Source organism: Methylocella silvestris, assembly GCF_002891535.1.
Taxonomy (GTDB): domain Bacteria; phylum Pseudomonadota; class Alphaproteobacteria; order Rhizobiales; family Beijerinckiaceae; genus Methylocapsa; species Methylocapsa silvestris_A.
On the sequence record NZ_PDZR01000013.1, the window covers coordinates 77,502 to 104,369 of the forward strand.

At 59.6% G+C, this 26,868-nt stretch carries 33 protein-coding genes and 1 tRNA gene; 22 read left to right on the forward strand and 12 right to left on the reverse strand.

Annotated elements, in window-relative coordinates; translation table 11 throughout:
- Positions 1 to 97: 97 nt before the first annotated feature.
- The 10 genes from CR492_RS12305 to CR492_RS12355 all read left to right on the forward strand — a co-directional run bounded on the left by CR492_RS12305 (position 98) and on the right by CR492_RS12355 (position 9,331).
- Positions 98 to 382 (forward strand): PepSY domain-containing protein, encoded by a 285-nt coding sequence (locus CR492_RS12305; protein ID WP_245412062.1) that lies wholly within the window; start codon positions 98 to 100, stop codon positions 380 to 382.
- 300 nt (positions 383 to 682) lie between these two features.
- Positions 683 to 1,132: a hypothetical protein gene (locus CR492_RS12310; protein WP_146030253.1), complete on the forward strand. Its 450-nt coding sequence runs from the start codon at positions 683 to 685 to the stop codon at positions 1,130 to 1,132.
- Between the two features lie 498 nt (positions 1,133 to 1,630).
- Positions 1,631 to 3,973: a heavy metal translocating P-type ATPase gene (locus CR492_RS12315; protein WP_180982531.1), complete on the forward strand. Its 2,343-nt coding sequence runs from the start codon at positions 1,631 to 1,633 to the stop codon at positions 3,971 to 3,973.
- 895 nt (positions 3,974 to 4,868) lie between these two features.
- Entirely contained in the window at positions 4,869 to 6,143 is a 1,275-nt protein-coding gene (locus CR492_RS12325; protein WP_102844051.1) for a site-specific integrase, read from the forward strand.
- On the forward strand, positions 6,140 to 6,829 hold the full coding sequence (locus CR492_RS12330; RefSeq protein WP_146030254.1) for a hypothetical protein: 690 nt from the start codon (positions 6,140 to 6,142) through the stop codon (positions 6,827 to 6,829). The genes CR492_RS12325 and CR492_RS12330 overlap by 4 nt, the downstream gene beginning before the upstream one ends.
- A 105-nt stretch (positions 6,830 to 6,934) precedes the next feature.
- Positions 6,935 to 7,159, forward strand: coding sequence for a helix-turn-helix transcriptional regulator (locus tag CR492_RS12335; protein ID WP_102844053.1), 225 nt, complete (start codon positions 6,935 to 6,937; stop codon positions 7,157 to 7,159).
- Between the two features lie 3 nt (positions 7,160 to 7,162).
- Positions 7,163 to 7,363: a hypothetical protein gene (locus CR492_RS12340; RefSeq protein WP_102844054.1), complete on the forward strand. Its 201-nt coding sequence runs from the start codon at positions 7,163 to 7,165 to the stop codon at positions 7,361 to 7,363.
- A gap of 35 nt (positions 7,364 to 7,398) precedes the next feature.
- Positions 7,399 to 7,650: a hypothetical protein gene (locus CR492_RS12345; RefSeq protein WP_102844055.1), complete on the forward strand. Its 252-nt coding sequence runs from the start codon at positions 7,399 to 7,401 to the stop codon at positions 7,648 to 7,650.
- Positions 7,647 to 8,099 (forward strand): hypothetical protein, encoded by a 453-nt coding sequence (locus CR492_RS12350; protein WP_102844056.1) that lies wholly within the window; start codon positions 7,647 to 7,649, stop codon positions 8,097 to 8,099. The genes CR492_RS12345 and CR492_RS12350 overlap by 4 nt, the downstream gene beginning before the upstream one ends.
- On the forward strand, positions 8,096 to 9,331 hold the full coding sequence (locus CR492_RS12355) for a virulence-associated E family protein (protein ID WP_102844057.1): 1,236 nt from the start codon (positions 8,096 to 8,098) through the stop codon (positions 9,329 to 9,331). The genes CR492_RS12350 and CR492_RS12355 overlap by 4 nt, the downstream gene beginning before the upstream one ends.
- Before the next feature lie 45 nt (positions 9,332 to 9,376).
- Here CR492_RS12355 and CR492_RS12360 read toward each other — a convergent pair whose 3' ends face one another.
- Positions 9,377 to 10,192, reverse strand: a complete 816-nt coding sequence (locus CR492_RS12360; protein ID WP_102844058.1) for a hypothetical protein — start codon at positions 10,190 to 10,192, stop codon at positions 9,377 to 9,379.
- 486 nt (positions 10,193 to 10,678) lie between these two features.
- On the opposite strand from CR492_RS12360, the gene CR492_RS12365 reads away from it, so the two are divergent.
- From CR492_RS12365 to CR492_RS12400, 8 genes are all read left to right on the forward strand, one after another.
- Entirely contained in the window at positions 10,679 to 11,140 is a 462-nt protein-coding gene (locus CR492_RS12365) for a hypothetical protein (protein WP_245412063.1), read from the forward strand.
- On the forward strand, positions 11,140 to 12,648 hold the full coding sequence (locus CR492_RS12370) for a hypothetical protein (protein ID WP_180982532.1): 1,509 nt from the start codon (positions 11,140 to 11,142) through the stop codon (positions 12,646 to 12,648). The genes CR492_RS12365 and CR492_RS12370 overlap by 1 nt, the downstream gene beginning before the upstream one ends.
- Positions 12,649 to 12,881: 233 nt before the next feature.
- Entirely contained in the window at positions 12,882 to 13,088 is a 207-nt protein-coding gene (locus CR492_RS12375; RefSeq protein ID WP_102844059.1) for a hypothetical protein, read from the forward strand.
- Between the two features lie 140 nt (positions 13,089 to 13,228).
- Positions 13,229 to 13,846: a hypothetical protein gene (locus CR492_RS12380; protein ID WP_146030255.1), complete on the forward strand. Its 618-nt coding sequence runs from the start codon at positions 13,229 to 13,231 to the stop codon at positions 13,844 to 13,846.
- Between the two features lie 95 nt (positions 13,847 to 13,941).
- A complete protein-coding gene (locus CR492_RS12385) occupies positions 13,942 to 14,220 on the forward strand; it encodes a hypothetical protein (protein WP_146030256.1) in 279 nt (92 codons plus the stop codon).
- A gap of 308 nt (positions 14,221 to 14,528) precedes the next feature.
- Positions 14,529 to 15,050, forward strand: coding sequence for a hypothetical protein (locus CR492_RS12390; protein ID WP_102844062.1), 522 nt, complete (start codon positions 14,529 to 14,531; stop codon positions 15,048 to 15,050).
- Positions 15,047 to 15,337, forward strand: coding sequence for a hypothetical protein (locus CR492_RS12395; protein WP_102844063.1), 291 nt, complete (start codon positions 15,047 to 15,049; stop codon positions 15,335 to 15,337). The genes CR492_RS12390 and CR492_RS12395 overlap by 4 nt, the downstream gene beginning before the upstream one ends.
- Positions 15,338 to 17,227 (forward strand): hypothetical protein, encoded by a 1,890-nt coding sequence (locus tag CR492_RS12400; protein ID WP_102844064.1) that lies wholly within the window; start codon positions 15,338 to 15,340, stop codon positions 17,225 to 17,227. It abuts the gene before it with no gap.
- A gap of 8 nt (positions 17,228 to 17,235) precedes the next feature.
- Here CR492_RS12400 and CR492_RS12405 read toward each other — a convergent pair whose 3' ends face one another.
- From CR492_RS12405 to CR492_RS12435, 7 genes are all read right to left on the reverse strand, one after another.
- A complete protein-coding gene (locus CR492_RS12405) occupies positions 17,236 to 18,411 on the reverse strand; it encodes a retropepsin-like aspartic protease family protein (protein ID WP_102844065.1) in 1,176 nt (391 codons plus the stop codon).
- 50 nt (positions 18,412 to 18,461) lie between these two features.
- Positions 18,462 to 19,097 (reverse strand): SOS response-associated peptidase, encoded by a 636-nt coding sequence (locus tag CR492_RS12410; protein WP_102844066.1) that lies wholly within the window; start codon positions 19,095 to 19,097, stop codon positions 18,462 to 18,464.
- 31 nt (positions 19,098 to 19,128) lie between these two features.
- The gene (locus CR492_RS12415) at positions 19,129 to 19,383 is read right to left on the reverse strand and encodes a hypothetical protein (RefSeq protein ID WP_102844067.1); all 255 of its coding nucleotides are present in this window, start codon (positions 19,381 to 19,383) and stop codon (positions 19,129 to 19,131) included.
- Positions 19,371 to 19,661, reverse strand: coding sequence for a hypothetical protein (locus CR492_RS12420; protein ID WP_102844068.1), 291 nt, complete (start codon positions 19,659 to 19,661; stop codon positions 19,371 to 19,373). The genes CR492_RS12415 and CR492_RS12420 overlap by 13 nt, the downstream gene beginning before the upstream one ends.
- Positions 19,662 to 20,057: 396 nt before the next feature.
- Positions 20,058 to 20,318, reverse strand: a complete 261-nt coding sequence (locus CR492_RS12425; RefSeq protein WP_102844069.1) for a YccJ family protein — start codon at positions 20,316 to 20,318, stop codon at positions 20,058 to 20,060.
- Positions 20,315 to 20,527 carry a hypothetical protein gene (locus tag CR492_RS12430; RefSeq protein WP_102844070.1) on the reverse strand — a complete coding sequence of 71 codons (213 nt, stop codon included), beginning with the start codon at positions 20,525 to 20,527 and terminating at the stop codon, positions 20,315 to 20,317. The genes CR492_RS12425 and CR492_RS12430 overlap by 4 nt, the downstream gene beginning before the upstream one ends.
- Before the next feature lie 87 nt (positions 20,528 to 20,614).
- The gene (locus CR492_RS12435) at positions 20,615 to 20,836 is read right to left on the reverse strand and encodes a helix-turn-helix domain-containing protein (protein WP_102844071.1); all 222 of its coding nucleotides are present in this window, start codon (positions 20,834 to 20,836) and stop codon (positions 20,615 to 20,617) included.
- Between the two features lie 114 nt (positions 20,837 to 20,950).
- Between CR492_RS12435 and CR492_RS12440 the strand changes: the two genes are divergently transcribed.
- The 3 genes from CR492_RS12440 to CR492_RS12450 are packed head-to-tail and all read left to right on the forward strand — an operon-like array spanning position 20,951 to position 22,020.
- Positions 20,951 to 21,436, forward strand: coding sequence for a hypothetical protein (locus tag CR492_RS12440; protein ID WP_102844072.1), 486 nt, complete (start codon positions 20,951 to 20,953; stop codon positions 21,434 to 21,436).
- A gap of 2 nt (positions 21,437 to 21,438) precedes the next feature.
- The gene (locus CR492_RS12445; protein WP_102844073.1) at positions 21,439 to 21,690 is read left to right on the forward strand and encodes a hypothetical protein; all 252 of its coding nucleotides are present in this window, start codon (positions 21,439 to 21,441) and stop codon (positions 21,688 to 21,690) included.
- A 3-nt stretch (positions 21,691 to 21,693) separates the two neighbouring features.
- Positions 21,694 to 22,020 carry a hypothetical protein gene (locus CR492_RS12450; RefSeq protein WP_102844074.1) on the forward strand — a complete coding sequence of 109 codons (327 nt, stop codon included), beginning with the start codon at positions 21,694 to 21,696 and terminating at the stop codon, positions 22,018 to 22,020.
- 693 nt (positions 22,021 to 22,713) lie between these two features.
- Here the strand turns inward: CR492_RS12450 and CR492_RS12455 are convergent.
- The 4 genes from CR492_RS12455 to CR492_RS12470 form a co-directional block, all read right to left on the reverse strand.
- Positions 22,714 to 23,031 carry a hypothetical protein gene (locus CR492_RS12455; RefSeq protein WP_102844075.1) on the reverse strand — a complete coding sequence of 106 codons (318 nt, stop codon included), beginning with the start codon at positions 23,029 to 23,031 and terminating at the stop codon, positions 22,714 to 22,716.
- 484 nt (positions 23,032 to 23,515) lie between these two features.
- A tRNA-Arg gene (locus tag CR492_RS12460) sits at positions 23,516 to 23,592 on the reverse strand.
- A 129-nt stretch (positions 23,593 to 23,721) separates the two neighbouring features.
- Entirely contained in the window at positions 23,722 to 24,708 is a 987-nt protein-coding gene (locus tag CR492_RS12465) for a SphA family protein (protein ID WP_102844076.1), read from the reverse strand.
- Between the two features lie 216 nt (positions 24,709 to 24,924).
- Positions 24,925 to 25,287, reverse strand: a complete 363-nt coding sequence (locus CR492_RS12470) for an HdeA/HdeB family chaperone (protein ID WP_102844077.1) — start codon at positions 25,285 to 25,287, stop codon at positions 24,925 to 24,927.
- Positions 25,288 to 25,571: 284 nt separating this feature from the next.
- Between CR492_RS12470 and CR492_RS12475 the strand changes: the two genes are divergently transcribed.
- Positions 25,572 to 26,868: TAXI family TRAP transporter solute-binding subunit (locus CR492_RS12475; RefSeq protein ID WP_432431210.1), on the forward strand; the 1,297-nt coding region annotated here is incomplete at its 3' end.

The window sequence follows — 26,868 nt, forward strand, 5'->3', positions numbered from 1 at the left end:
CTGGCGAATGGGGCGTATAATTCCTGCCTTCATTCAGGCAGGCGTCAGTTCCGCATGCTTGTTTTGCTGTGCGGCGGGTGCCAGAGGGGGAGCAGCATTGAAATACGCGTTCTTTGCCGCAATTCTGGTTGTCACGGCATGCCTTGGCCCGGCGCCGGTCGCAGCCCGCCAGATTTGCAGCGTCCCGCTCGCCGACTGGCAGCCTCGCGAAACGCTCCAGAAAAAGCTCGAAGCCGAAGGCTGGACCGTGGTTTCCATCCGCTCCGACGACGGCTGTTACAAGATCAAGGCAACTAGGGCGGGCGGGGAGCGGCTCGAGGCTAAATATGACCCGGCGAGCCTCGAACGCGTTCGGCGTGAACAGGAGGAGGACGACGACTGACGGCGGTTCAGGCGTCTTGGGTTTCCGCCCGGAGGCGCCGCGGGTCAAGAAGCGCATCCTCACCGTCGATCTGAGTAGAATCCGAGTCTGGCGCGTCCGCATGGCCTGTGCGTCATTTCCCGCAAGCCGGCAGGACGTCTCTGCCATCGAGGGCCGATCGCGCTCTTCCGCAGGTTCGCTCCTTTGGCCTGAAGCCTGCCCACCCGTTGTTTGCCGGTCGCGACGGATGTCGCATTGCGGTCCGTGGGAATTTTGGCTCCACCCAATCACCGTCCGGGATCTGAAAGGATCGGAGGTTCCATGAAAAAGGACGCAGCGATGTCAACAAATTTTGTGACTGCATTACTGATCTTATGCGCGCCAATGGTCGCAAACGTGGCCGGGACAGCCGCAGCGCAGACCAATGTGGCCCAGCCCGCGATAAAAATCGAAAATATCCGCGTGTTGGTTGTCCAAAATCTGGGAGCGGCTGACGAGGCGGTTGAGGCTCTGCTTAAAGGAAACATATTTACGGTGTTGCGCGTCGAAACGCCTGCCAGCAAGGCGACCCATCAGGAATTCAACACGGAGGCGACGTCCATAGCCGGCGTCGTTGGCCGGGCCATTTACGGCAAAGCCGAATATGAAGAAATACATACGATCCGTGTGCAATTTCTCAGGCGTTCGGGATCGCCTGTGAAAAGCAGCATCCTCGATACAGTTGACTTCCGAAAGAGCCCAAAAGGCGACTTTGAATTGCATGCTACATAGAGGCTCGCAAGGCTCCGACAATCGCGTTCGAGGTCGTCGAAAATTTCGCCTGATGATCGGCTGCGCTTGAACGGGCGGGATTCCCGGACCGAGCGCATTGATAAGGGTCAATGTTGATACAATCGTAGTTGGAGCATAACCGAAGAGGCGCTGGGCTGTGGCTCTTCTGGATCGAATCCCGGCTCACGCTCGGGATGATTGGCGGTTAGCTCTGCCACATCCAGTTTTTCGGAGAGATGCTGCTGTGGGTTCGGAGATCCTGGCCCCCTTGCCTTGGCGTTAATTGAAACGCAGGAGGATTTCTATTTGCGGAAAGTCGGTCATGCACGAGACTATCTAAATTTCCGCGGGAGCGACGATAGGCGTCGCTTGAAACTCCGAGGTAACATTGGACTAGCTCATTCAAACAATTGACGCCCCTCGAGCGGACAAGGTCCGCGCCCGCGGCGGCATTCGTTCTTTTGCCGATCGCTCGCGCTTGAAATGCGGAAGACATCTATGATCAATGCGCGAATGGCGCGTCGCGCCCTGATCCTGATTGCGCTGATCGGCCTGACCGGCGGCCTCGTCGCGGTTTTTGTCGGCCGGCCCGATCTCGCGCGCTGGATCTGGGCGGCTGGCGCCATTCCGGTCGCCGTCAGCCTCGCCATTTCCATCGTCCGCGACCTCCTGTCCGGGCGGGCCGGCGTCGACGCTGTCGCATTCCTGTCCATGACGGCCGCGATCGCGCTCGGTGAGCCGCTCGCGGGCGCGGTCGTCGCCGTGATGTATGCCGGCGGCGGCGTGCTTGAGGATTACGCTATTGGGCGCGCCGAGCGGGAACTGAAATCGCTGGTCGACCGCGCCCCCCGCGTCGCGCACCGTCGCGTGGCCGACGCTTTTGAGGAAGTCCTGGTCGATCAGGTTGCGATCGGCGACAGGCTTCTTGTGCGGGCCGGCGAGGTGGTCCCCGTCGACGGTCTGATCCTGAATTCGGCCGCTTCGCTCGACGAATCGGCGCTCACCGGCGAGCCGATGCCGGTTTTGCGCCGTTTAGGCGAGCCGGCGCGCAGCGGGACCGTAAACGTCGGAGAGACTTTCGAGATGCAGGCGTCGGCGAGCGCAGGCGAAAGCACATACGCCGCCATCGTCAGCCTCGTCACGGCCGCGCAAACGGCCAAGGCGCCGTTCACCCGCATGGCGGATCGCTACGCCCTGCTTCTCCTGCCTGTGACGCTTGCGCTGGCCGGCGCGGCCTGGGCGTTATCAGGCGATCCCATTCGCGGTCTCGCCGTGCTTGTCGCGGCGACGCCCTGTCCCTTGATCCTCGCCGCGCCCGTCGCCTTCATTGCGGGAACCTCGCGCGCGGCCCGGCGCGGCATTCTTGTCAAGGGGGGCGGACCGCTCGAGGCGCTGGCGCGGGCGCATACGGTCATGTTCGACAAGACCGGCACCTTGACCGTCGGCGGCGCGCGACTGGTCTCCGTAGAGACCGCTCCCGGCGAAAATTCCGAAGACGCGCTTCGTCTTGCCGCCTCTCTCGAACAAGCCTCGCATCATGTCGTCGCCAGCGCCGTCGTCGCCGCCGCATTGGAAAGAGGCATTTCCCTGGCTGTTCCGTCGGACGTCCGCGAGACGATGGGGTCGGGGCTCTGTGGCCTCATTGACGGGCGAAAAATCTGCGTTGGGTCGCATACGCTCGCCTCGGGCGGCGGCCGGCCGCAGGACTGGGCGATTCGCGCGCTGCGGCGCGCCTCTTGGCGCTCCGCTCTCAGCGTCTTCGTTTCCGTCGATGGGCGCGTGGTCGCAGCCCTTCTGCTTGCGGACGAGTTGCGGCCGGAGGCGCCGCGCGCCGTCGCGGCTTTGCGCGAAGCGGGGGTTTCGCGCATCGTCATGGTGACGGGTGACCGGGCCGATGCCGCGGAGACAATCGGCGCTGCCCTGAATCTCGACGCCATCCTCGCCGACCGGGCTCCGACCGAGAAGGTCGAGGCGGTCGCCGCCGAGCAGCGCCTGCATCCGACCATCATGGTTGGCGACGGCATCAATGACGCGCCGGCGCTTGCCGCAGCAGACGTCGGCATCGCCATGGGCGCGCGCGGGGCGAGCGCGTCCTCGGAAGCCGCCGATGTCGTCATACTGGTCGATCGCCTCGACCGGGTGTCCGAGGCCGTCGCGGTGGCGCGGCGCACGCGGGCCATCGCCATTCAGAGCATCATTGTCGGAATGGGCCTGTCAGCAGTAGCGATGTGCATGGCGGCGTTCGGCTATCTGCCTCCGGTCGCCGGGGCGCTGACGCAGGAGGCGATCGACGTAGCGGTCATTCTTAACGCGCTGCGGGCGCTCCGCGGCGAACGCGGCTCCGCCCGGGCGGCGATGGCGCCAGGCGCCGCGCAGTCGCTTCAGGAGGGTCACGAGCGCCTGAAGACCAGCCTCGATCGCCTACGCAAGATCGCCGACGCCCTCGACGATCTGGAGGGGCAAAAGGCCGTCGATCTCATCATCGAGGCCAATCGCATTGTCGGCGGGGATATAGCAGCGCATGAGCGCAACGACGAGGGAGCCGTCCAGCCGCAACTTGCAAGCGTTCTCGTGGAACGCCACGGCCTTGCCGCGATGAGCCGCGCCCACCGCGAAATTCTGCATCAGGCGCGGCTACTGGATCGCCTCGCCGTGGGGCTTTGTGCTGACGACTCGGACCGCTATGTCGTTCGCGACGCCCAGCGCATCATCGATTCGATCGACGCCCTTGTGCGGCTCCATAACGCGCAAGAGGAGGACATCTACCAGGATGTCGTCGCAGACTGGGACGCCGACGCGCGGCCGCGCCAGGTAGAGCCGGCGCGCAGGCAAACATTATAGTCCGAGCCCTCGCCGCGGCGAAAGCTTCGCCGCCCGCGCTGCCCCGCCCTTCAGGCCGCCGCGACGCGCGCTGTCTGTGACTGCGGATTCATCGAGGGGCTGCTCATTGGTGGCCACGTCCACAATAAACATGGCCAGCTGGTTAGGGTCGCGGGGACGTTTGGGGGCTCTGGTCATTTATGCGGATTGCCCAAAGCGGAGACCTGACAGTCTGCACAAATTACGTCATGGCTGGAATTCCGTTTGAACGATCTCAAACCCATTGGGGACGCTATCAATGGTTGTCCCGTAGTCTGGTTCGATCCTATACGCAGCGCGATCGGGCGAAATTTCAAACTGACGCATTACCGCCGCGTTCGCATTGGCGGACCGCCAAGCTGACGTGACATCACGCGGTCGGGGCCGCGGCTTCGACCTTGCTCGTGCTTGCGAGGTCAGCCCGACCACGGTTTCAAGGCTATCGCAATGTCGGGGCCTATTGGTTATGTCTACGTCCTGTGACGGCGCACACCGATAAGTCAGGGGCGCCGCGTGTTAAAGTCGGTCGCACCGCTCGTGGGCCGCCTAAGCAGCCATCCCAGCTCCGCCGCTGATGTTAGCATGGGAGCGCCCTGGGAGCGCCCCGGACAAAAACCAGCTCAGTGTAATTTAGCTAACGTGTTGATTTGACTGGCGCGCCCGAAGAGATTCGAACTCCTGACCCCTAGATTCGTAGTCCCATGCTCAGCCTTACCAGGAGTGATCAAGTTTTCTCAGCTGGTCCCAATCTAATTATCTGAAATAGCTGTTTTATCTGAAGATAGCATCGCATTCGATATCAGCATGCATCATCGATTGACATAGCATCTCTGTTGCCCCAGAGTTGCCCTCAGGTAGAGCACAGGACATTTTCCGAATGAAGGAAAATCTGACAGATCGAAGGCTCCGGGCGTTGCAGCCCGCGCCGGCGGGGACCCGCATTATGATTTGGGACGCGACGGTGCCGAGTTTCGGCGTCCGCGTCACCGATAAGGGCTCCGCGACCTTCATCGTTATGCGGCGGCTCAAGGGTGGCAGCCTTATCCGGCGAACAATCGGCTCTGCTTGGCCTGTTCCGTGGAGGGGGCCGAAAGATGAGGATCTTCCCATCCCCTTGGCCAGGGCGCGGGAAGAGGCGCGCCGGGTCCTCTTCGAAATGTCGAATGGAATTGATCCCAAAGTGAAACGGGAAGCGGCGGCCCAAGCTGAAAAGAAGAAGCAGGACAACGCCTTCGAAACTGTCGCTGAAGCCTTCATCGCGCAGCACGTCGAAGGTCTCCGGTCGAAGGCAAACGTTACCTCTGCTATTCGAGGCAAAATTGTGCCGGCGTGGCGGGGGCGACCAATTGGAGAAATCACTAAAGCCGATGTTATCAAGCTAATCCGGAAGGATGCCGACAAGTATCCGACCGCGAGCTATCACCTGCTCGCCTATGCCAAGAAGCTCTTCGGCTGGGCTGTTGCTCAGGATTGCTATGGCGTCGAGACGTCGCCATGCGGCACCGGTGTGACAGCTTCTGATCTGATCGGCAAACGGGAGGCCCGCCAGCGGGTTCTTTCAGATGGAGAGCTCCGGGCAATCTGGAAGGCCGCACCGGAACTTAAGTATCCCTTCGCTGATCTCATCCGCCTACTTGCGCTAACTGGCCAGAGGCTTCGCGAATGCGCGAACGCCGATTGGAAAGAGATTGATCTCGACAAGGCGCTCTGGACCATTCCGGCCGCCCGCATGAAGGGCAAGACCGCCCATGAAGTGCCTCTGGCGCCGACGGCGTTGGATCTTTTGCGGGCCCTCCCCCGCGGGACTGGGTCCTTCGTCTTTTCGACCACGGGCGGCCGTCGCCCGGTGTCAGGCTTCTCGCGGGCGAAGACGCGCGTGGATCAGCTACTAGGAAAGGACTTCGAGGCCTGGACCTTTCATGATCTACGCCGGACGATGAGGACGCACCTCGGCGGCATGCCGATTCCGACCAACGTCGCCGAGATGACGATCGCTCACGCTCAGCCCGGCCTGCATAAAGTTTATGACCGTCATAGCTATCGCGAAGAAAAACGCCGGGCGCTGGAGTTGTGGGAAGGGCGGCTGAATTCGATCGTTGAACCAAAGGCCGGGGTGAATGTCGTAGCTCTTACGGCGCGGGTTTCGGCATGACTAAGGCCAGCCGCGCCCCACGCCTCAACACAGCTGTCTACCGGGCGTCGGAGCCGGTGAAATTCGATTGGAATAGGCTTGAGCAGGCCTTAGGCCGAACGCTTTCGTCCGATCAGAGGGCCGCGGTTAATGCGATCGCAACAGAATACATGCTCCTTGAGGGCGCGGAGCGCACGGCTCCATTCAAAAAGGATCGCGATCGTTGGATCGACAATCTTCGAGAAATCGCGAACACCCTGGAGAGTAATCTGATTCAGGCGCCCTGCCATGATCGCGCCGCGCGTGACGGTCTTGCGGAAGTGCAAATCGCATTTGATAAGATTTCGCTGGCCGCATACGGAACCACGTTGCCGCTGGAGGACGTCGCTTCATTTCTGAAATCCGCAGTGGCAGCCTGCGACAGGAATTTTGACGACCGACCGGCCGGCTTTGGAGATGATGCGCCAGTTTTGAAGGGCATTCAGGAAGGACGTCAATGGAAGGAACTTGTTCGCCAACTTCACGGCCGATTCGCTGCGTGGCAGCTTCCCTCCAATATACGAAATGACGCCGATACAAGCGGGAAGAATTCACCATTCGTTGAATTCTTTTCCGCGCTCCAACGCGATTTCCCCGAAGATTCACGCCGCCACACGCAGAGCGTACCCGCTTTGGCGAAAGCCATGGCTAGAGCACTCGGGACATAGCTTCTTGAAAAGTGATAACTCAAAGTCCCGTGATGCACTTGTGGCGACAGCGTACCTCTCAAGAAACACCGAGACGCGGTGTTCTAACTTGAGAAGGCACAGCGAATGCGCAAGGTTCTCCGATACAATGATCTGGTAGAGCGCGGGGTATGCGGCAGTCGGATGACGCTGCACAGAATGCGCAAAGAGCAAGACTTTCCAGAAGCAATAGAGATTTCCGGCGGTGTCGGCTGGTTCGAGGACGAAGTCAACGCCTGGCTGGAAGCTCGGCCGCGGCGCAAGTCTCGCTCTGTCGTGAACGCCCCGTCCAACTTGGCGGGGGCGCTCTGAGAGATGTCCAAAACGCAGAACCCGGCCGCGTTGGCGACGCGGACCGGGCCCGAGAAAGTGTCCTTGCTTGGCGGCTGGAACAGTTTCGAAAATAGCCCTTCCGCCTCGGAATTGCAACAGCAATTCTTTGCCGCGCGGTTCCGTCTCGCTCCCGTGCGAGCCGCGTTGATCGCGGCGCTCGCCTTCGATGGGAGGCCGGCATGAACGTGCCCTTACCTCAGCTACCGCGCGATCCCGCCATGGTCGCGCGCGTCACACGCGCGCTGTATTTTGATGAGATCGCCAACCAGCTTGAACAGGCGCGCATGCAAATCGACATCGCGTTGATGTTCGCCGCCGCCGCCGACGCCTTTGGTTTGGGTTACGCCCTGAAGGGTGGCGTCGGTCATTTCAAGGCCGCGGTTCGGTTTGCAAATGATCTAACAGAGCTTGAGCGCGCCGCTGTTGCAGAACATGACGAACAGACCGACGTCGCGGAGGCCGCTGAATGACCATCCGACTATACAACTTTGTACCAGACCCCAAAGGTAAGCGGAATTCCAATGTTACAATCTACGACGCCGTCGTGCATCACGGATGTGAATACGTCCCTATTCTAAATGACATGGACGGACGGCCTTTCGATCTCGATTCGCTAGTGCGGCCGACCATTTTCAAAATTTGGGACATCGAAGAGGGCAGCGAAGGATCGGCAGGTTTTGACAAGCCATCCCTGACAAGGCTCATCGACTTATCGGCGCTCGTCACCATTCTCACGCGGACGTCCTCTGCGGGATACTGCGAGGCTGTGAGAGTCGCCAAGGAAAGCCGAATGCATTCGCTGATTATCGTATCGCGAGAGCATCGAGTACAGCGATGGATGCAAGTCGTTCAAGGGCGCCACGGAGAGGGCATTCGTATTGCACTGTGGACACACGGCGACTGCGGGTGGCTGCAATGAGGGCGGCCGCGCGCGAGTATCCTAACATCGCCGATGATGACTGGCTAGCTCAGGCGTGCCGCGATGAAAACGGCAAGATCGTCCCGAACCTTGCCTCCGCGATGGCGGCGTTGCGCAACGCGCCGCAGATCGCGAATTGCTTTCAGTTGGATGAAATGCTGCGCGCGGCGGTGCTCGTCAGGTCTCTGCCTGCCCTCGGCGGCGCGGCGCCCGAAAACGATGAAGACACGTTCCCCAGGCCGGTGCGTGACGCAGACGTGTCGCAGGTGCAGGAATGGATGCAGCGGAGCGGCCTCCCAAAGATCGGAAAGGACACCGTTCATCAAGCGGTCGACCTCCGTGCGGAGGAATGCGCCTTCCATCCGGTGCGTGATTATTTGGCAGGCGCGATCTGGGACGGGCGCGCTCGCGTTGATAAGTGGCTATCGTATTATCTGGGCGTCGATCCCTCATCGTACATCGAGGGTATAGGCCGGATGTTCCTTGTCGCGATGGTCGCCCGGATTTTTCAAGCCGGATGCAAGGCTGATTATATGGTCGTGCTCGAAGGGCCGCAGGGCGCGCGGAAGTCCAGCGCTTGCGCCATACTGGGCGGCGCGTGGTTTAGCGATAACCTTCCAGACATTACGGGCGGCAAGGATGTCGATCAGCACCTTCGCGGGAAATGGTTGATCGAGATCGCAGAAATGTCGGCGATGAGCCGTGCCGAAAGTGCGGCCCTGAAAGCGTTCATCAGCCGCCAGACGGAGCGCTACCGTCCGGCCTTCGGTCGGAAGGAAGTCGTCGAGCCGAGGCAATGTCTTTTCATCGGTTCTACAAACAAGGCGGCTTATCTCCGCGATGAAACCGGGGGCCGACGCTTCTGGCCGGTCAAAGTAGGAGCAATTGATACAGATGCACTGGCGCACGACCGTGACCAGCTCTTCGCCGAAGCCGTTCATCTTTACCGGGCCGGCGCGAAATGGTGGCCTGACGCGCAATTCGAGCTTGATCACATAAGGCCGCAACAGGAAGCCCGGTTCGAGACCGACGCCTGGGAGGAAATCATAGCGACATGGCTGCGCGATAAGCGAACAGTCCTGGTCGGCCAGGTTGCCAAAGAGGCGCTGGGACTGGAGACGCCCAGGATCGGCCGTGCGGACCAGAACCGAATAACCGCCATTCTTGAACGGCTCCGGTGGTCACGCGGGCCAAAGGACTGGAAAGGAAATAGCCCTTGGATTGCGCCTTGAAGGTGGCGCGAGTCTACTCACGCAAGTGAAAGGCCTGGTCCGCGCCTATATCAGTTCAAGGCCATATTTCTGCCCAGTCGCCAGCCCGAATGGATTAAATTTGATGCCTTTCAGCCGCCCTAATTTTTGCGCGAGCGGTTCCGCCCTGTAGAGCTTTTCGATCCTCTCATGAAGCCTTAAGTCCTTCATAAATCCTGCGGATGTCGCGAGTTCTTTAGACAGAATGCTTTCGTCATGACCTCCTCTGAGGACAAGATCACCGCGTTCCGATTTGAACATGTTCTGCACGATGGTCGCAAAAAACTCCTCGAAATCCAGCCACGGGTCGCCGGTGGGAACCTTCTTCCATAGTTCAGAGGTTTTCGGCCGCACCGCATGGGCCATCTCATGCACGAGCGAGGAATCGAGTTCGTTCTGCGGATCGATTTCCGTGCCGCCAGCCTTCAGCGGCTTGCAGCTGCTCGGATCGCGCGGATTAATCTTGACAGGGGGAAGTTTATCGTCGGGGTCTGTTTTCGATACATGGGCCTCATCAGCGAGGCAACTGCTCATATATCCACCCATCATGACCGCGTCGCGCGCTCCGATCGGCAGGATATAAAGAGGCTCGGGAAGCCTCATCGCCGCGCCAAGGATGACTGCTCCAACCCTTGATTTTGCAATACGCATCACAGCTTTGAGGATCTCGCCTTCATACTTGTCGACCTTTGGCCCGGAAGCCGGCGCGCGCTCAATTTTGTTGAAGTCAGCCGGTCGGATCGTATCAGGATTAACCGCCCTTTCGTTCAGATACCATTCGTATAGAAGATCGTCGCGGTCATTTCCGCTGATGATAAGATTCAAGGCTTCCAGCTTAATCATGATCACAGCTCGCCAGCACGCGTAGACCGGCGATAGTACTTGCGGGGCAATCGGCCGCGATGTGCTTCTGCGCACCGCTTGTGAGACTAGCAGCCATCCTCGCCAAAATTGCACTGAGACATCGTGAGGGGAAGCGCATGCGGTGCAAGTTGTCCCGCATCGTGAAACATACCGACCAGTCAAGCGGGCCGTCCGCACCCCTAGACCACGGATTACCACGGACGACACGGACGACTTTTCATAAGAGTCCTATATGCGCGCGCGCAGGGGTCTATAGGAAAGTCATCCGTGGTCATCCGTTGTCCGTGGTTTTGAGGGCAAAATGGACAGGCAACCACCTCAACAAAAATCGCCGATTTTTTCTGTCCGCTGCCGCCGCAAACCACCCGGCCATGAGATAACCTATCTCATGCCGCGCCATTGTTAATCAATGAGATAGAATGAGATTATTGCCATCATGCTCGTTCCGGGCAATAATAGGGCAACATGATATCCGGGAACATCATCGCCACTATGGAAACAGTGAGCCAACCGAAAGCCATCGAAAAGCCTGTGGCCGCCAACGTAGCGGCGCCGAGCCGGAAGCGTTCGGCGTCAGCTGTGACTAATGGATCGAAGGCCTTCATCCAGGGAGACGGCAACAGCCCGTGGTATCGGCGCTTCAAGGATCTGCTCGCTTTGCACGTCGATGATCTCGGCGGTGAGCCCGCTATGTCCGAAGCGCAGATGAGCCTTTGCCGGAGAGCCGCGACTCTGGAGGTCGAGCTCGAACGCATCGAGGGGCAATTGAGCCTTGGCAAAGACGCCGATCTAGACGCCTACAATCGCCACGCCGGCGGGCTGCGTCGCATCCTCGAAAGTCTGGGCATCGAACGCCGCAAGCGCGATATCACCCCCAGCTTACTCGCCCAGCACTTCTCCCGGCCCCCCGCAAAGGACATCGAATAATGCGCGCGCTCATCACCATGCGCCAGGCGCTCGCACGCCCGGACTACTTCGGCGGCGATGACATGCTTGGCGCCGACTCCTGGGCAGCGTGGCGGGTGATCCTCATCGCGGCGATGGGCGAAGACCTGACGCCAGAGGAGCGTACCATCTATCGCGACCTGACAGGGCTCGATAAAGAGCCAGGGAAGCCCGTACGCGAGCTTTGGTGCGCGATCGGTAGGCGCGGCGGCAAGAGTCGCGCCATCGCCGTTGTAGCGGCTTACCTGAGCGCCTGCGTCGACTATCGGCATGTGCTGGCGCCCGGACAGAAGGGCCTCGTGCCGATCATGGCGGCGTCGCGCGACCAGGCCGCGGAAATCTTCAACTACTGCATGGGCATCTTTCAGAACTGCTCCGGCTTGACGGAAATGCTGGAGTCGGTGACGGCCGACGCCATATCGTTGAAGAGCCGCGTCGAGATTCAGGTCCGCACAGCGTCGTACAAGCGAGCGCGCGGATTTACGGCCGTTGGCGCCATCGGCGATGAGGTTGCGTTCTGGATGGCAGAGAACAGCGCGAACCCGGACCTTGAAATCGTTCGCGCCCTGCGCCCCAGTCTGATGACGACCGGCGGCCCGTTGATCATGATTTCGAGCCCCTATGCCCGTCGTGGCCAATTGTTCGAGACATGGCGACGCTCCTACGGCAACAACGACCGCCCGCACGTGCTTGTGGTTCAGGCGTCGTCCAAGACGATGAATCCGAGCCTGCCGCAGACCGACATTGACACGGCCTATGAGGAAGATCCGGAGGCGGCGGCTGCGGAATATGGCGCGCAGTTCCGAAGCGACATCGCAGCGTACATCGATCGGGACGTCGTGAATTCGGCGATCATGCTTGGAATGCGCGAGCTGCCGCCGCAACGGAGCATGGCTTATCGCGGCTTCTGCGATCCGGCCGGCGGCTCTGGTTCTGACGCCATGACAATGGCCATCGGACATCGGGAAGGCGATGTTTGCTTTCTCGATCATCTGGCGGTCGTACAGCCTCCGTTCAGCCCCGAAAGCGTCGTCGGCGAGTTCGCTCAAGCGTGCGGGCGCTATGGCGTCCGGTCTCTTCGCGGCGACAAGTGGGGCGGAGCGTTCGTCGTTGAGGCGTTCCAATCGCACGGCGTGTCCTATGAGCCGTCAGCGCTGCCGAAATCCGACATCTATCGCGACCTGTTGCCCTTGCTGAACAGCGGCAGGGCGAAGCTGTTGGACGATACCAAGCTCATTGCGCAGCTCTGCAGCCTGGAGCGGAGGACAGCTCGCGGCGGCCGAGATTCGATTGATCATCCGCCTGGCCAGCATGACGACGCCTGCAATGCAGCGGCCGGTGTTCTTGTCGACCTGGCCGACCTTGAGGGGCAAAGCGTCACGACGGTCCTGACCCACATCCGCGCCTATTCGGGTTACGAGCCAACACCCGCGGAGATTACACATATCAGAAACTCGTGCGCGGCGCTGGACGCTGCGTTACGACAATAAACATACACCATATCAGAGAGGAAATACAATGGTTTACACGGTAGACGGAATTAAATGCAAGTGTTCGCACGGCGGGATCTGCCGCTGCGGAGGGCACGGAACCTATGAAGCCGCGATGCGCGATGAGCGCGCCAAAGCCAATCGCAAAAAGAAGATCGTTGACGCGGATAAGGGGCCGATGACCGCCGCAAAATATCAAGCCCTTATTGTCGCCAGGCGGGCGGAGCTCGCGGATGAAAGATGAGTTCATCATCCTCATCGCCCCACGCGCATTCGATACAGAAGATGCGCTGAAGACCATCCGCACGGCAGACGGTTTGCGGACTTGGGAGCGGTGTCCCGAAGAAGGGCAAGAAGCCTTTAAGGCCAGAGTAGCCGAGTCCGCAACGGGTGGTCATTGCCCGGTCGTTTGGTTGGATGAGACAGATCTCGAACTTTGAATTGAAGACAAGGAGAAACAGAATTGCTGAACGTTGTCAGGAAATTTGACCCGCCGGCCGCCGCGATCGACGGCCGCGCAAAACTTGCCGAAGCGATCGACCGTCATCAGGCTGCGGCAGCGAAGGTTGCAGAGGCGGCCGTGGTTGTTGATGGCGCGCGGAAGTTCTTGCGCGAAGTCGAAGGATCGCTGGCGCAATTCGCTGATATCGATGCGCGTATCGCGGGCGAGCGAACGTCGAACATTCGCGACGCCATCTGCGGCGGAATGGCTCCGACGCTTGAGCTCTCTGATGATCTTCGCAGCGCCACCGTCGCCAAGGCAGAGGCCGCTAATCGGCTGGAGGCTGCCCGGCAAGCTTCTGCGGCGCTGGCATCCGAACATGCCGCCTGTGTGCTCGACGAAAACGAGGCCAAGCGCGCGGTGGACGCCTGTCTTTTCGACGTTGTAGCCGACGAAGCGGATTCGCTCGCGGCGGAACTTTTGGCTGCGGAGGCTGAGGCGACAGAAATCCGGACGCGCCTTCACGCGCTGGGATCTGTCGCTGTGCGAAACAGCTCCGGCGTCGCCCGGCCTTTCCCGCTAAGCCCGTTTCAGCTTTCCGCATTGATCGAGCATCGCAAGGGCAGTGATTGCGAGCTCCGCAATACTCTCGCTTGGCGTCGTACTCAAGAGCATGCTCTCGCCTGGCGTTCGTACGTCGGTGCCTTGGCGCATGACGCCGCGGCTATGCCGGTTTTCGAGGGAGAGAACCAGTGACTCTCTTATCGGCAGGCCCCTTGCCGCCGCTGGCCACGACTCAATCTCTAGCCGCGTCAGGGACGCCTGGAGCGGCGGTTATTAACGCGAGCGCTGTGACGGTAATCACGAATGCGTCCGGCCAGTCTGTGACGCTCCCTGACGCCGTGCAGGGAATGGTCTGCTCGGAATCTCCGCACAATACCGCATTTAATGTGGTCGGCTGCGACAAGCGCATCGTCATCGTCACGAATGCGGGCGCCGCGTATGGCGTCGGCGTGCTTCCGGCCGGATCTGACGCCGCGCCACTTATTGGCGTCGTGCCACCGCTGAGCTCGGTTCGCTTTACGTGTGTTTCGTCCGGCTCATGGCTATCGGAGCCAGTGCTTTCATGAATTCGAATTCTGCTCCCCGTTTCTCCTTGTCTGGGGAGTGGATAGCCTGGGTCGTGCGGGATCAACGCCGCCCACAGACAGGCGAGGGGCGGCGCTGGTTGGGTTTCTCGAATAGGCTCCCAGATCATCGCCGTCCGCTCTTTCCCGAGGTTCGGTCGTGGGTCTCCTTGCAGGGCGCATCCGCTCGGCCGGGGGTGCGAACAAACCGGCCATCGGCGGCCCTGCCTTGGTTGCCTCTTGGCTCCATTGGCCACGGCGGGGGCGCCTTCTTTTGTTTTCCGCGACCGTCTCGCGCGAAGGGTTAGGGTATGGTCAAGATTAGCGTAACGAGCAGCATCGATCATACTGGCGATCTAATGCGCGCCATTAAGGCGTTGACGAAGAACGTCGTCATGGTTGGCGTTCCGGCCGCAAACGCCGATCGCGAAAGCACTGGCGGCAAGCCGGGCGCCAATAACGCCCAAATCGGCTACATCATGGAGACCGGATCGCCGACCAAGAATATCCCGGCCAGGCCGTTTCTTGTTCCCGGCGTCCAGTCGATCAAGGGCGAGATCGTAAAGAGTATGCGGAAATCTGGCATGGCGGCTTTGGGCGGCAATGTTGAGCAGGTTGAGAAGGAAATGCACGCGATCGGGCTCAAGGCGCAAGTGGCTGTTCAAATTAAGCTTAGCGAAGGTCCCTTTACGCCGCTGTCACCGAAAACTGTCTACGCGAGGAAACATCGCAAAGAAGCGCCGCGTGATAGCGATCAACCGCTGATCGACACCGGCCAGCTTCGCGCGGCAATCAAATACGTCATCATGAAAAGCAAGGACGTGAAGAAATGAACATTCCCGGCGTCGATCCGATTCTGAGCAGCATCCAGGAGGATGTCGTCGCGCTGTGCGATTCGATGTTTTCCTATGATGTAGAGAACGGCGTCGACCGACGCGCTACATGCCAACAGGCAGTCATCAGATCAGTCGAGGCCAGGGCGAAAGACACGTTTCGCGCTGCCGGTTTGCCGCGTCAACAGCGCAAGCGGATGGTCCAAGAAATTACAGACACAGCGCGCAAAACCTTCGATCGCCGCTGGGCGGAATTGATCGCCGCGCAGAAGCAGGGAAACGCATAAATGGCCGACGATGTATTCAAGAACTTTCTCATCAAGCTCGGCTGGGATATCGACGAGGAGGGCTTCCGGAAGCTTCAAAAGAACATCGAGACCGTTACGACGGGTCTGACGACCGTTGCCGCCGTGGGCGTCGCCGCCGCTGTAGCGATCACAAAAGCGGTTGAGCATTCAGCGGAGGCTTTCGAAAAGCTCTATTACCAATCCCAGCGCACAGGAACGAGCGCCGCTCATCTGAAGGCGCTCAGCTTCGCCGCGGAGCAGTTCGGCTCCTCCGTCGAAGAAGCTGGCGCTGCGGTTGAAAACCTCGCCAAAAAGTTCCGTGACAGCCCCGGCTATGCTCAGCAGCTCCAGCGCATGGGCGTCAATATGTCGGGCGATAACGCCGACAAGCTTGTGTCCTTCATGGACCGCGTGGCGAAGATGCCGACCGCGCAGCGCAATGCGTGGCTGGAGGCCTACGGCTATTCTGAAAAGCTATTCTATGCGATTGAGAACCCGCAGTTTCGTAAGGCCTTCGACAGCTATCTGAAGCAGCAGAAGCAGGCTGGTCTTGACGCCAACGAGGCCGCCAAGGGCTCGACGCGTTTCATGCAATCGTTGCGTGAGCTCCGGGGAAACATCTCAAATATTTGGGATGGCGCCGCATCGGCCGTGTTCGAGAAATATGGCGACGTCTTCAAGAGGTTCGGCGACTACCTCCTTGCGCATGCCTCCGAGATCAAGGATTTCATCGTCAAGGTTGCCGGCGCGATTTTGAATTTGGCGGAAGAACTCGGCAAGGCCATGCCGCAGATCGACAAGTTCGTCGACATGATCGGCGGCTGGAACAATGCGCTGAAGATCCTCGGCGGCTTGCTGCTACTTAATGTAATCCCGGGCCTGGCGCGGCTCACGACGATGCTGGCGGGCCTTCTAGCGATCAGGATGCCAATGTGGCTCTTGGGTCTGCTCGGCGTCTCAGGGGGCGCGGCTGCATTGGCGCTGGGCCTTGGCGCAGGCGCGTGGGGAGCCACGACCGAGGACAGCAATCCCGGATCATCCTTCCGCAAGCCAGCGGAGAATACGGGCGGCATCGGAGGATGGTGGAAGCGGAACATGCCGACGTGGCTCGGGGGGCAAGATGCGCCGGCCGGCGGCAATCCAGGCGGAACGCAGAAGGACCCAACCAACTACACTGGCTCGAACGCTGAGGTTGTGAAGCAGGCGGCCGCCCAGCTCGGAACGAGTCCTAAAGACCTTGCAACCGTCATCGCCTACGAGACGGGCGGCAAGTTCAGCCCTAGCATTTGGGGCGGCAAGGGCGGCAATTATATGGGGCTGATCCAGTTCGGCCCCTCGGAGCGGGCGCAATTCGGCGCGAACGACAAGCAGACCTTTGCTCAGCAGATGCCAGCTGTCGTTAGCTATCTCAAGACCCGCGGCTTCAAGCCCGGCATGGGTTTGATGGACCTCTATTCGACCATCAACGCCGGATCGCCGGGCCGCTACGCTGCATCTGACGGAAACGGAACGGTCGCTACCCATGTCGCTAGGATGCAGCGCGAACAGGCAGCTAACGTCGATCGATTTCTGAACTCCGGCGTCCCGAAGCCGATCGGGCTCGGGGGACTGCCCTCGTTTGTGGGCTCAGCGAATGCCGGCGAGGCCAAGAACCCATTCGGTGGATTCGATGCTGACAGGCTGCGACAGATGTTCAAAACCTCTCCGCTGGGTGTTTCGCCGGTAAACAACTCGTGGAAAACCACAAATATTCACAACTCGCCATCGCAGACGGTGAGCATTCATGTCGATGGTTCGGCGAGCCCCGTCGACACGGCTAATGCCATCGGCGGCAATCTGAGGCGAGCGGGGAGCGATCTCGTCCGGAACATGCGGCCGGTGGCGCAATGATATTGGCTTCAATTCAGGATCAAGCCGTGCTTCTGATTATCAATGGACCATGACTTAAATCGGCTCAAGAAGCTCTGCCCCAAAAGAATTTGCGCGTTTACAGATGCAATACTGGCAGGCACATTTTCTAATGTTCTGTTGCCGACTCTCAGCGATCTGATCACGAAGCGCTCGGACGGCACTTTAGAGCCGTCCGCAAGGGTGTAAGTCTTGGATTCTAAGAAATCGTCAGCGGAAATTGTCTTGGAGCGCATTAATGTCATGACGACATCAGCGGGAACGCTTACGTCGCTGGCGCCGCTGTCTACAATTGCATCCAAAGTTATAGTGTCATTGATGCGGATAGGAACTTGATAGATGCCGCCGACACTTTCCATTGCGACCATAAAGGCGGGACGTTGACCGGTTTCCTCTGAGGGCAGCGTTATCTGCGGACGAGTCTCAAGCGGAGTCATCACGTCGCCCGCTCGCTCTGGACCGGAGGAAGAGTCTTCCGTGGCATCGCGCTTCATGTGGGACGGGTCAGCAGCGAAAAATCGGAGGGTCCCCTTGCCCTCCTGATCGTAGTTAGCAATCCATGCGAAACCTTCGCTTCCTCCGAGCCTGTAGACAGGCAAGCGGCTTGCGGCGGACCGATGAAAATCGTTGAGAAAATCTACCAATATCCCCGCCTTCGGACTTTTCCCGTTTGCAAGTATGGCCAACTCTCTCACGTTTAGAGGCTGTAGCTTGATTCCACCGAATGTTGCGATGACCGCAGCGGGAAATTCAGAATTGTCAGGCAAGCGGTAAATTTGAGGAGCAACGCCAAACTGCCTCGATAATCTTTCGATCTCTGACTCGACCTCGGAGGGCGTGAAATATGCTGGTGATACTTGTTTATTGACGTACCAAGCCAACAGATTGGAGCCGTGCAATATGGTTCCAGAAACGCGCACCCCGTCCTTAATGTTAGATTGATTACACCTAGTAAAATCAGGATATTGTTCACTTGGCGTGCAACTATAGCGGCGATAAGCGGCGGAGTTCGGGGCTACAGGCCTTCCCAGAACCAACCCGTCGACCGCGAAATGCGGATTGGGATGGACTGTAACGATCCGATCTTCAGCATTGCAGGCCACAGGCAGAACTAGGAGGACCACGCTCAGGAGGGCAGAGGTAGGGCCAGAATATTTTTCGCTCATTGTTTCGATAGTCCGATATTTAGAGTCGCCGTTTAGGACTGAACGAACTCTCAAACCGAGGCGCCATCGGTTTTCTCTCCCTTAGCGACGATCTGCAAGGCGGAATTCGGCAAAGGCCGCTGAAGCGCCAGCGCATCGGCGAGCGGCGCGGACAGCCAGGCGTCCCATTCTTCGGGCGTGGTCAACAGGACCGGCATCGCCTTGGCGTGGATCGGGCGGACGATATCGTTCGCCTCCGTCGTCAGGAATGAAAACAGGCGATGCTCGCGCGTCTCGCCTTTCCGCTCGCCGGTCCAAAGCCGCCAGATCCCCGCGAACGCAAAGACGGGCCGGCTTTCGTCGAGGGCGAACCAATGCGTCACCTTCGGCCGGCTGTCGGTCCATTCGCAAAATGACGTCGCCGGCACGAGACAGCGCCATTCGGCCTTGAGCCAATTGCGCCAATAGGGTGAGGCGGTGTTGCGGACGTTGGTGACCGGAACCTTGCCGAGGTTTGGCGGCGGCGGAAAGCCCCAGCGCATCATCGTCAGCTCGCGCTCGCCATCCGGGGCGATCCTGACAATGGGGGCCATCGTGTCGGGAAAGACGCCGGGCATCGGAGCCAGATTGCCCGTCAGGTCGCGGCCGATCCGGAAGAGACGCCGCATCGCTTCCTGGCCACGGGTGATCGAATAGAGGTTGCACATAGAGGCAGGAGAGCGATTGTAATTGGCTTGGTCAAGTCTCGCCTAGGAAAGCATCCGCGTCTGGAACGTCGCCAAAGCGGTGGATCACGACGGCGTCTTGAAACTCTCCGGTCCCTGGATCGCCCCTTCGGCTGAAGGCGACGGCGCCCGCCGCTGTCATCGCCAGGCGTTGCGCTTCCCGGACAGCTGCCCCGGCAGTCTGAAGCTCTTTCGCCTCGCCCACAGCCAAGTCGCCATCCTCTGTTCTAAGGAAGGGCATGGCCACGAAATACGTCACTTCCGCCATGGGATGCCCCCTCGTTCCCGCGCCGCTTTCTCCTCCTGAGCTTTGCACTGATCCGGCGTTGCGCCGGAGCCGATGCTCCAGAAATATTCGCGATCGCCTGTCAACTCGGTGACGAGTGCGTCGATCGCCGTCAAGACAAGGTGCGCTTGCTGATAGACCGGTCCATTGATGCGGACGCGATTTGAAATTCCGATCATCACGTCGCGGCAGGCGCGAAGCGAGCGAACCGCCGCAGCTGGATCATCCGGCATCTCGGGCCGATAGGGTCGCCTCGACATTGCCGGTCCTCCGCGATTGTTCCTGTTTTGTTCTAACGATCTGCGAGGCGCGAGTCTAGGACGAAGTCGCGCTATCTCGTAGACGACCCCTTTGAGCAAATAGGGTCTCCCTTGATTTGCGAGATGCACGTCCATTCTGGGCCGAAGCCAAAGTTATTCCGTGATGCTGCCGGATCGGAACGCGGGGTGGGCAAGCCCGTGCGATAGTAAAACGCGATGCCAAGCAGAACGCCTGCGGCAAACGCAATGAGAGGGATGTATTTGGCGCTGCGTCTCAGCTTGGACCGTCCCTCCCGACTGTCCCCTAACATTGAATATCCCTTCCTCCGCCTCGCGCCCGGCCCTCCGCATTCTCGGCGATGAACTCGACGGCATCTGACAGTAAGACGAACGGCTTTAAGGGCGTCGATGAATTTCGTCGCTCCAATGCAGCTCCGTTCCCGTTGGGCCGGCAAGCTCCCAGGCTCGTTTCAGAACTGCCTCGCTCTCCTCCGCGGTCGGTTCCAGCCAAATGCGCTCTTCGTCGCCATCATCTGCGATCTCGAAAATCGCGCGCGCGATCTCGACGGACGTGTCGTGGATAATGGCGAATCCGCGGATATGTGAGGGGACGTAGGTCATTTCAGTGTCCTTGCCGCCGCCGGCTTTGGTGGTCACGATTTCTTCCCTTTGGCGCCGCCGTAGAGATTGAAAAAGGGTTGGAGCGCTTCCGGCACCTGCGACAACATCTTTGCCTGCATCTGTTCCGCGATTTGCTGACCGATTTCCATCCAAAGTTTGCTGAGGGCTTCGGGACCTGCGGCCTTCAGAACTTGCTCAGTGATCGCGGACAGATCCTTCGGATCGAGTTCGACTGTGATTTTCATGACGCTTATCCCCTGAGTACTGAGTGGCGCCCGCAAGTCTTCACCCGGCGCCCCTGGAGCGCGTCTTCGATCGCGCCTCGCGTTCAATCATTTGCGCAGCTTCACACCAGGTCCTTCGCCGTTGTCGAGAAATATCACGCCGGCGGATTCGAGGGCGGTACGGATGGCGGCGAGATTGTTCGCGATCGGCGTCGAACGACCTCCCTCGAAGTTCTTGAGAGCGCTTAGGCTAACCTTGGCACGTTCGGCCAGCGCTGCTTGTGACCAATCGAGCAATCCTCTCGCCGCGCGGCACTGCGTGGGTAGCATACAAAGCTCCAGCTAATTTAGATTATCATACCTAAAATAGCTTGACGTGTCCAATAAGGCTATTTAGGCTCTCCATACCGAATATCGGTAGCAATACCTTAAGGAGCAACCACAATGCCGAACGACACCGTTCCGGCAGCCGTTGAAGGCTTGCCAAATTCAGACATGAACCCGCCGTCAGGCCTAGCAGAAAACCCGGCGGGGCTCGCCGTCATTCGCTCGCAAAGCATCAAGGCGCTGCGGCCGTCGATGCTCTCCGGAGAGGAGCTAGATCGATTTCTTGTCCAGCTCGACGAGTATTCCGCAGCTCTTCAGATGGCGGACCATGTTCGAGAGAAGGTTTCGTCGCTCTCGGACCCACGTTGGCCAGCGCTACGCAAAGAAATTGGCGACCAGCAGGAAAAGGCGGCGCAGATACGCCGCTATATGAAAAAGCCGATCACGGCGATCAGGACAGCTCGCTCGAAGACGATCGACGACATTTTATTCAAGGCCGTCGTCGTCGAGATAATCGAACCTTACGACTGCGTATGGAGCAAGACGCTGGGCCACTCCATCGTCAACGATCTGCTCTCTGCGGCTTGCGAATGGAGGGCCTAGCGATGGCCGATATACGCAAGCAATTCCTCACAGCTGCGCTCGCGAATTTCATCGCGAAAGCCGCAGCAGCAGAGGCCGCGGGCGAGGACGCCTCCGTTTTTCACATGCTTATCCGCAATACCACCGCCTTGCTTGAGGCAGGTGATCCGCAAGGGCAGGAGGCCCCGCCGCCTGCCGCTCCCCGCAAGAAACCGCTGCAGCTTCGACGGCGGTCAAACGACTTCGACATGAGCCGCAACTATCAGAGGATGTGAGCGATGATCTCTCCGAATACTCCTGCGGGGACCAAGGTTGTCTGCATAAATACGCGGGACGCCTTTTATGCTCGCCCGATCAGCACCCGAGGAAGCCTCGACGGCCTGACGGAAGGCCGCGTCTACACGGTTCGCTGCTTCCATCCCGACGAAGACATGATCAGCGGCTTCGTCGTCTATATCGACGAAATCCTCCGCGGACGGGACGGGGTCCGGCGCCATGAATGTGGCTACGCCCCGCAGCGCTTCCGCGTGTTGCAGACGGCGCAGCATCGAGCCGACACGACAGAGCCCGCGCGCGCTCGCGTCCGTGAGCTAGAGGACGCATGAGGTTCCGCGGCGGGTTTAGCTGCGCGACAAAGAAAAAACCAGGTCAAGGCCTGGTTTCTAATCCGGAGTATCAAAACCTTTCGTGAGGAGGCCCGGCACGAAAGCGTTAGATCGCAGCTTCTTAGCAGGCCGCGTTGCTCCAGAGATATCCACCCCTCTGGACGGATAATAATTGCAGATATTTGACAGTACATGCAACAGCAAATTTACCGACTTGCACTTTACAAGGCGTTCGTGCTGTACACCGGGCGGGAGCCAGTCACCTAACTCCCGCCTTTCTACTGGAGGAATGCAAGCAGTCGGAATCCACCCTGAACCCGCTGCTTGTATTTCTCAACCATAGAGAGTAACCCAAACTGGATTGGAAAAACAGCAAAAAAAACCAGGCGTAGTGCCCAGTTGTGAAGTTACGACGGTTGCGGGAGCCCTCCTACAACGCCGACAGCTTTTCTCGGAAGCTTAGTCTCGACATCGGCTTCGACGCCGCTGCCATCATGCAGCTTCCATCAATGCCATGACCCACGAGTCCTACCACGCATATCGATTATGAAAGACAACTTTCGCGCTATATTTTCTACTATAATTTTCACTGAAACTATTAAAATTCGCCAAATACAACTTTTGCGTGAGATTCAGTCACAGGGTCGGCGCGCGGGCTCTATGAGAAGGCAAATACGCCGATCGTGCGGTGGGCTAGACCGCCTGGCTACTCTTCGCGACCGGCGCTCCAGCGGCCCGGAACTTGGCCATCGAGATGACATTGACGCCCGCGGCAGCTATTTTGGCCTTACGATTTTTTATATTTCGCCGGCGGCATAGCGTGGCGACCCAAGCCCTCATAGCGGCGGAGAGCTTCGCAGCTTCGGCGTCGCCAGTGTCGGCTTTTATCGCAACGCTAATGAGAAACTGCCGCCATCCCGGAATTAAATGGCGGTCGAGATAATTCTGTAAATCGGGATCCGTCACTAAGTTCGGCTTGCGCGCAATGAATGGGATCAGATTTTGGGCCATTTTACCGCCCCACCAGGCTTCAACGAGCAAGCGCTGCGACTGAGCGAGGCTTCGTCAACACATATGACGCATGAACGCACTCTTTAGTTGTTAGTTGCGCGTTTGGTTTTGTTTTTCGCGTGGGCGGCGAAGACGTTCGTAAAAACCAGCCCCGCCGGATGTAACGACTGGCCGACGGCTCGCGCCGACAGTGAGCGGGGGCGCCGTAAATGGCACTGTTGACGCACGCGGAACGAAAAGAAGCCGGGCGATTGGCCCGGTTTCAAGTCGTCTTGGCGGGATTGCTGCTGCCCGCTCACCGGAGGGAGAGACGTTCGGGCTGCCAGCATAGCCAAGGTGACACGTCATCCGCCACCTGAGCTATAGCCAAGAGGGGCTAGCTGGGCCGAGAGGAGACAGGGACATTTGTTGCCCCAAGTGTTGCCCCTACAAAAAACGCCGCGGAGCGAGGGCGGCGGAGTAATTCCTAAGTTATTGATTTATTTGGCGCGCCCGAAGAGATTCGAACTCCTGACCCCTAGATTCGTAGTCTAGTGCTCTATCCAGCTGAGCTACGGGCGCATGCTGACGACTTCAGACGCTGCGAGATGGCTCGCAGGCGCTCTGGCCGTTCGGCGATGCAGACTTAGCCGCTTGGCGTTCGCGTGGCAAGGGGCCTTGTGACGAGACCGCGCCGCGAGCGCATTGGCTCTATTTCTGCGCCAGCGCCGACGGCGGCTGCGTCCAGAGCGGGAAGCCGACGGTCGCGAAGATGGAGTCGCCTTCGACGCGGTTATAGGCGGCGAATTCGTGATACCACCGCACCGCGAGGTCGACGCTCTGTTCTCCCGCCCTGAGCTTATAGGTGACGATCGGTCCGACGCCGGCGACGCGGCCTTGGAACGATCCGAATTTTGCCGCCCCCGTCCCGGAATCGGGCGTGATCTGCTGATAGAAATAGCCGCCAACGCCAAAATAGAGGTCGTTTGGGAGGTGCTCGCCGAGCGACCATTCAAAATGCATGTCGGCGCCGCTCAGATAATCCGTCGCCGTGTTGATCGCATTGATGGTGAAGCCAAGCGCGGCCGAGGCTTCAAGTCCGGTTTCATGGCTGATATAGGTATAGGCGCCCTTGACGTCGATCGCGGGGCGGTTGAGGCCGGTCTGGGCCAGCCGCCCGGCAAGATAGTTTCCAGTCGGAAAGAACCCGCTCACGGTCAGCTTCCAGTGCTGATCGCCGGCCTGCCAGCCGAGGATCGCCGTCAGTTCAGAATCAGCGAAGCCGATGGCGGTCTTCTGCACGTCGCTATGTCGATTGATCCCGGCGGCGTCTGTGAAAGGCGTCGAATAGCTCGATACGTCAGAGCCGACGGCATTGGTCGTCGCAAGACCCAGCCGCCCGCCGAACAGGGTCAGATCGGAGTACCAGGCGAAAATGGCGAGATTTGCTGCAAATTGATAAGTGACGCGGGTCGGATCCCTGGTCAGGCTATGCTGATAGAGATTTCCACTGCCTGTATAAAGATAGTAAGAATCGTAGAAATAAAGACCGGGCGGCGGCGTATAGCCAGGCGCAGGCTGGACTAATCCAAGCTGATAGAGGCTAAGGCCATATTCCGACGCTGGGGCCTCGGACCCCAGAGCAAGACTGGCAAATAGAATGACGACGAATTCTGTTTTGTTTTGCCCCTGGAACATGGGTTAGGGCGCCTTCATGCTTTGCCTGCCGGAGCGAGCGCGCCCAGCCGGAGCTAGTCTAGGGGCGATGTTGCGGCCGTCGAGGCAATAATCTCGGCTTCGCCGCCCAATTGCATGATTTGGGCAAAGCGTTACAATTCTGCTACAGCCCAGGCGGCGCCAGCGCGCCGCCTGGATGCAAGCAATGGTTGTAATTCTTTCGCCTGCCGCGGCTTATTATTTGCTGATTTCTATGCCGTTCTTTTCGCGGAATTCTTTTATGACCAGCCCGATCGCCTCGATGACGGTCTTCTCGGGATGCGTCTTGCAATAGACGATCGTTTGGTGCTCTGCTTCCTTGCTGCGCGGGATATTGGCGAAATGCTTCTTGGCGAGCCCATTATACCATCCGCTATACCAGGCGGTGAGGTAGTTCGCGTCTTCCTGATAGGTGCCGGCGAGCTGCGCGCACGTCAGCGTCTGGACGTCGAGATAGCCGTCCTTGTCGGCATAGGCGCTGAGCGGCGTCGCCACCTGGGCGCTGGCGGCGGCGGTGAGGCACGTTGCGATTGTGGCGGCGGCGAGCAAGGTCCGTTGCATTTTTCCTCCGATTTTTTGAAATTGACAGGCTTTTACATATCTACGTAAGGGCCGCTGTGGAGTTTGCGCCGACAGGGCGCCAAGACTTCTACTTTGGGCGACCGGTTTTAGACAGACTCGGTGACGTTTATTCTGTGGATCGAATACAACCTGATGGAATTGTCGATCATCCTCGGGTAGAGAATGCAGCTCGTTCGCGGCCATGAGGATCGCGCGGGTCGGCGCTGGCGCGCCGCCGGATCGGGCCTGAACGGGCGGAACAGGGGCCAAAGCCATTGCGTCCTGTGTTGCTGACGGTTGCCGCAATTTTGCTGATCGCCGCGGCCGGTCTCGCCGTGGTGCGCCTTGTTTCGCCGCATGCGACCTTGCGCATTGCAGAGGGTCCGCCGGGCAGTCCCGCCCATCGCTTGATCATTTCTTTCGCGGCGGCGCTCTCGCAGCAGCATCCGCGCCTCGTCGTCAAGCCGGTGGAGACGTCTGATCTGACGGCGAGCGCTCAAGCGATCGAAACCCATAAGGCCGATCTTGCGATCATCCGTTCGGATGCGGCCGTCCCCGCAAACGGGGCGACGATCGCCATTCTGCGCCGCGACGTCGTTGCCGTCGTGACGTCGGCGAAATCGCCCATCGAGAAAATATCGGATCTCGCCGACAAGACCATCGGCCTCGTCGAGGGTCCTTTGCAGGCCTATAATTCGGCGGCGCTCGACGTCATTCTCAGCTTTTACGACATTCCTCCGCAAAGCGTGCGGCGCCTCGTGCTGCCCTTGGCCGAGGTCGGCCATGCGGTCGCGGACAGACGCATCGGCGCGGTGCTGGCGATTGGCCCGATCGGACCCGGCGACGTCGTCGATGTTGTCGCCGCGGTCAAGGCGGCGACGCGGGGGGCACCGAAAATTCTTGCCGTCGATGAGGCCGACGCCATCAACAAGCGCTTTCCCGCCTTCGAGTCGATCGACGTTCCCGCCGGGGCCTTCAAGGGTCGGCCGCCGACGCCGGACGACACGGTGACGGCGCTCGCCGTTACCTACCGCTTGGTCGCGCCGAATTCGATGTTGGACATTGTCGCCGGCGCGATCGCCCAATCGCTGTTCGCCGCCAAGACAAGGCTGATGCAGATATCGCCGCTCGCGGCGCAGATCGAGGCCCCCGACACCGACGACAAAAATCCCGTCCTGCCGGTGCATCCCGGCGTTGCGGCCTTTCTGGAAAATGGCGCGCAAAGCTTTTTCGACAAATTCCAGGAATATTTTTACATGGGCGGCATGGCGCTGAGCGCCGTCGGCTCGGTCGTCGCCATCGTCATCAGCCGGTTTTCCAACCGCAAATCACGTGAGGAGATGGGGCGGATCGAACGCCTAGTCGGCATCGCCGACGAGGCGTTGCGCACACGCGATCTTGGCCAGCTCGAACAGCTCGAAACGGAGCTGGCCGGCATTGTCGCCTGGTTCGTCAGGACAAACCCCGGCGCCGAAGGCGGCGGCTTTTCGGTCGGCCTCACGCACGCCCGCTATGCGATCGACCGGCAGCGGCGCTCGATCCTGCGGGAGGGCGGCAGGGGGGCCTCGGAGGAGCCTGCTC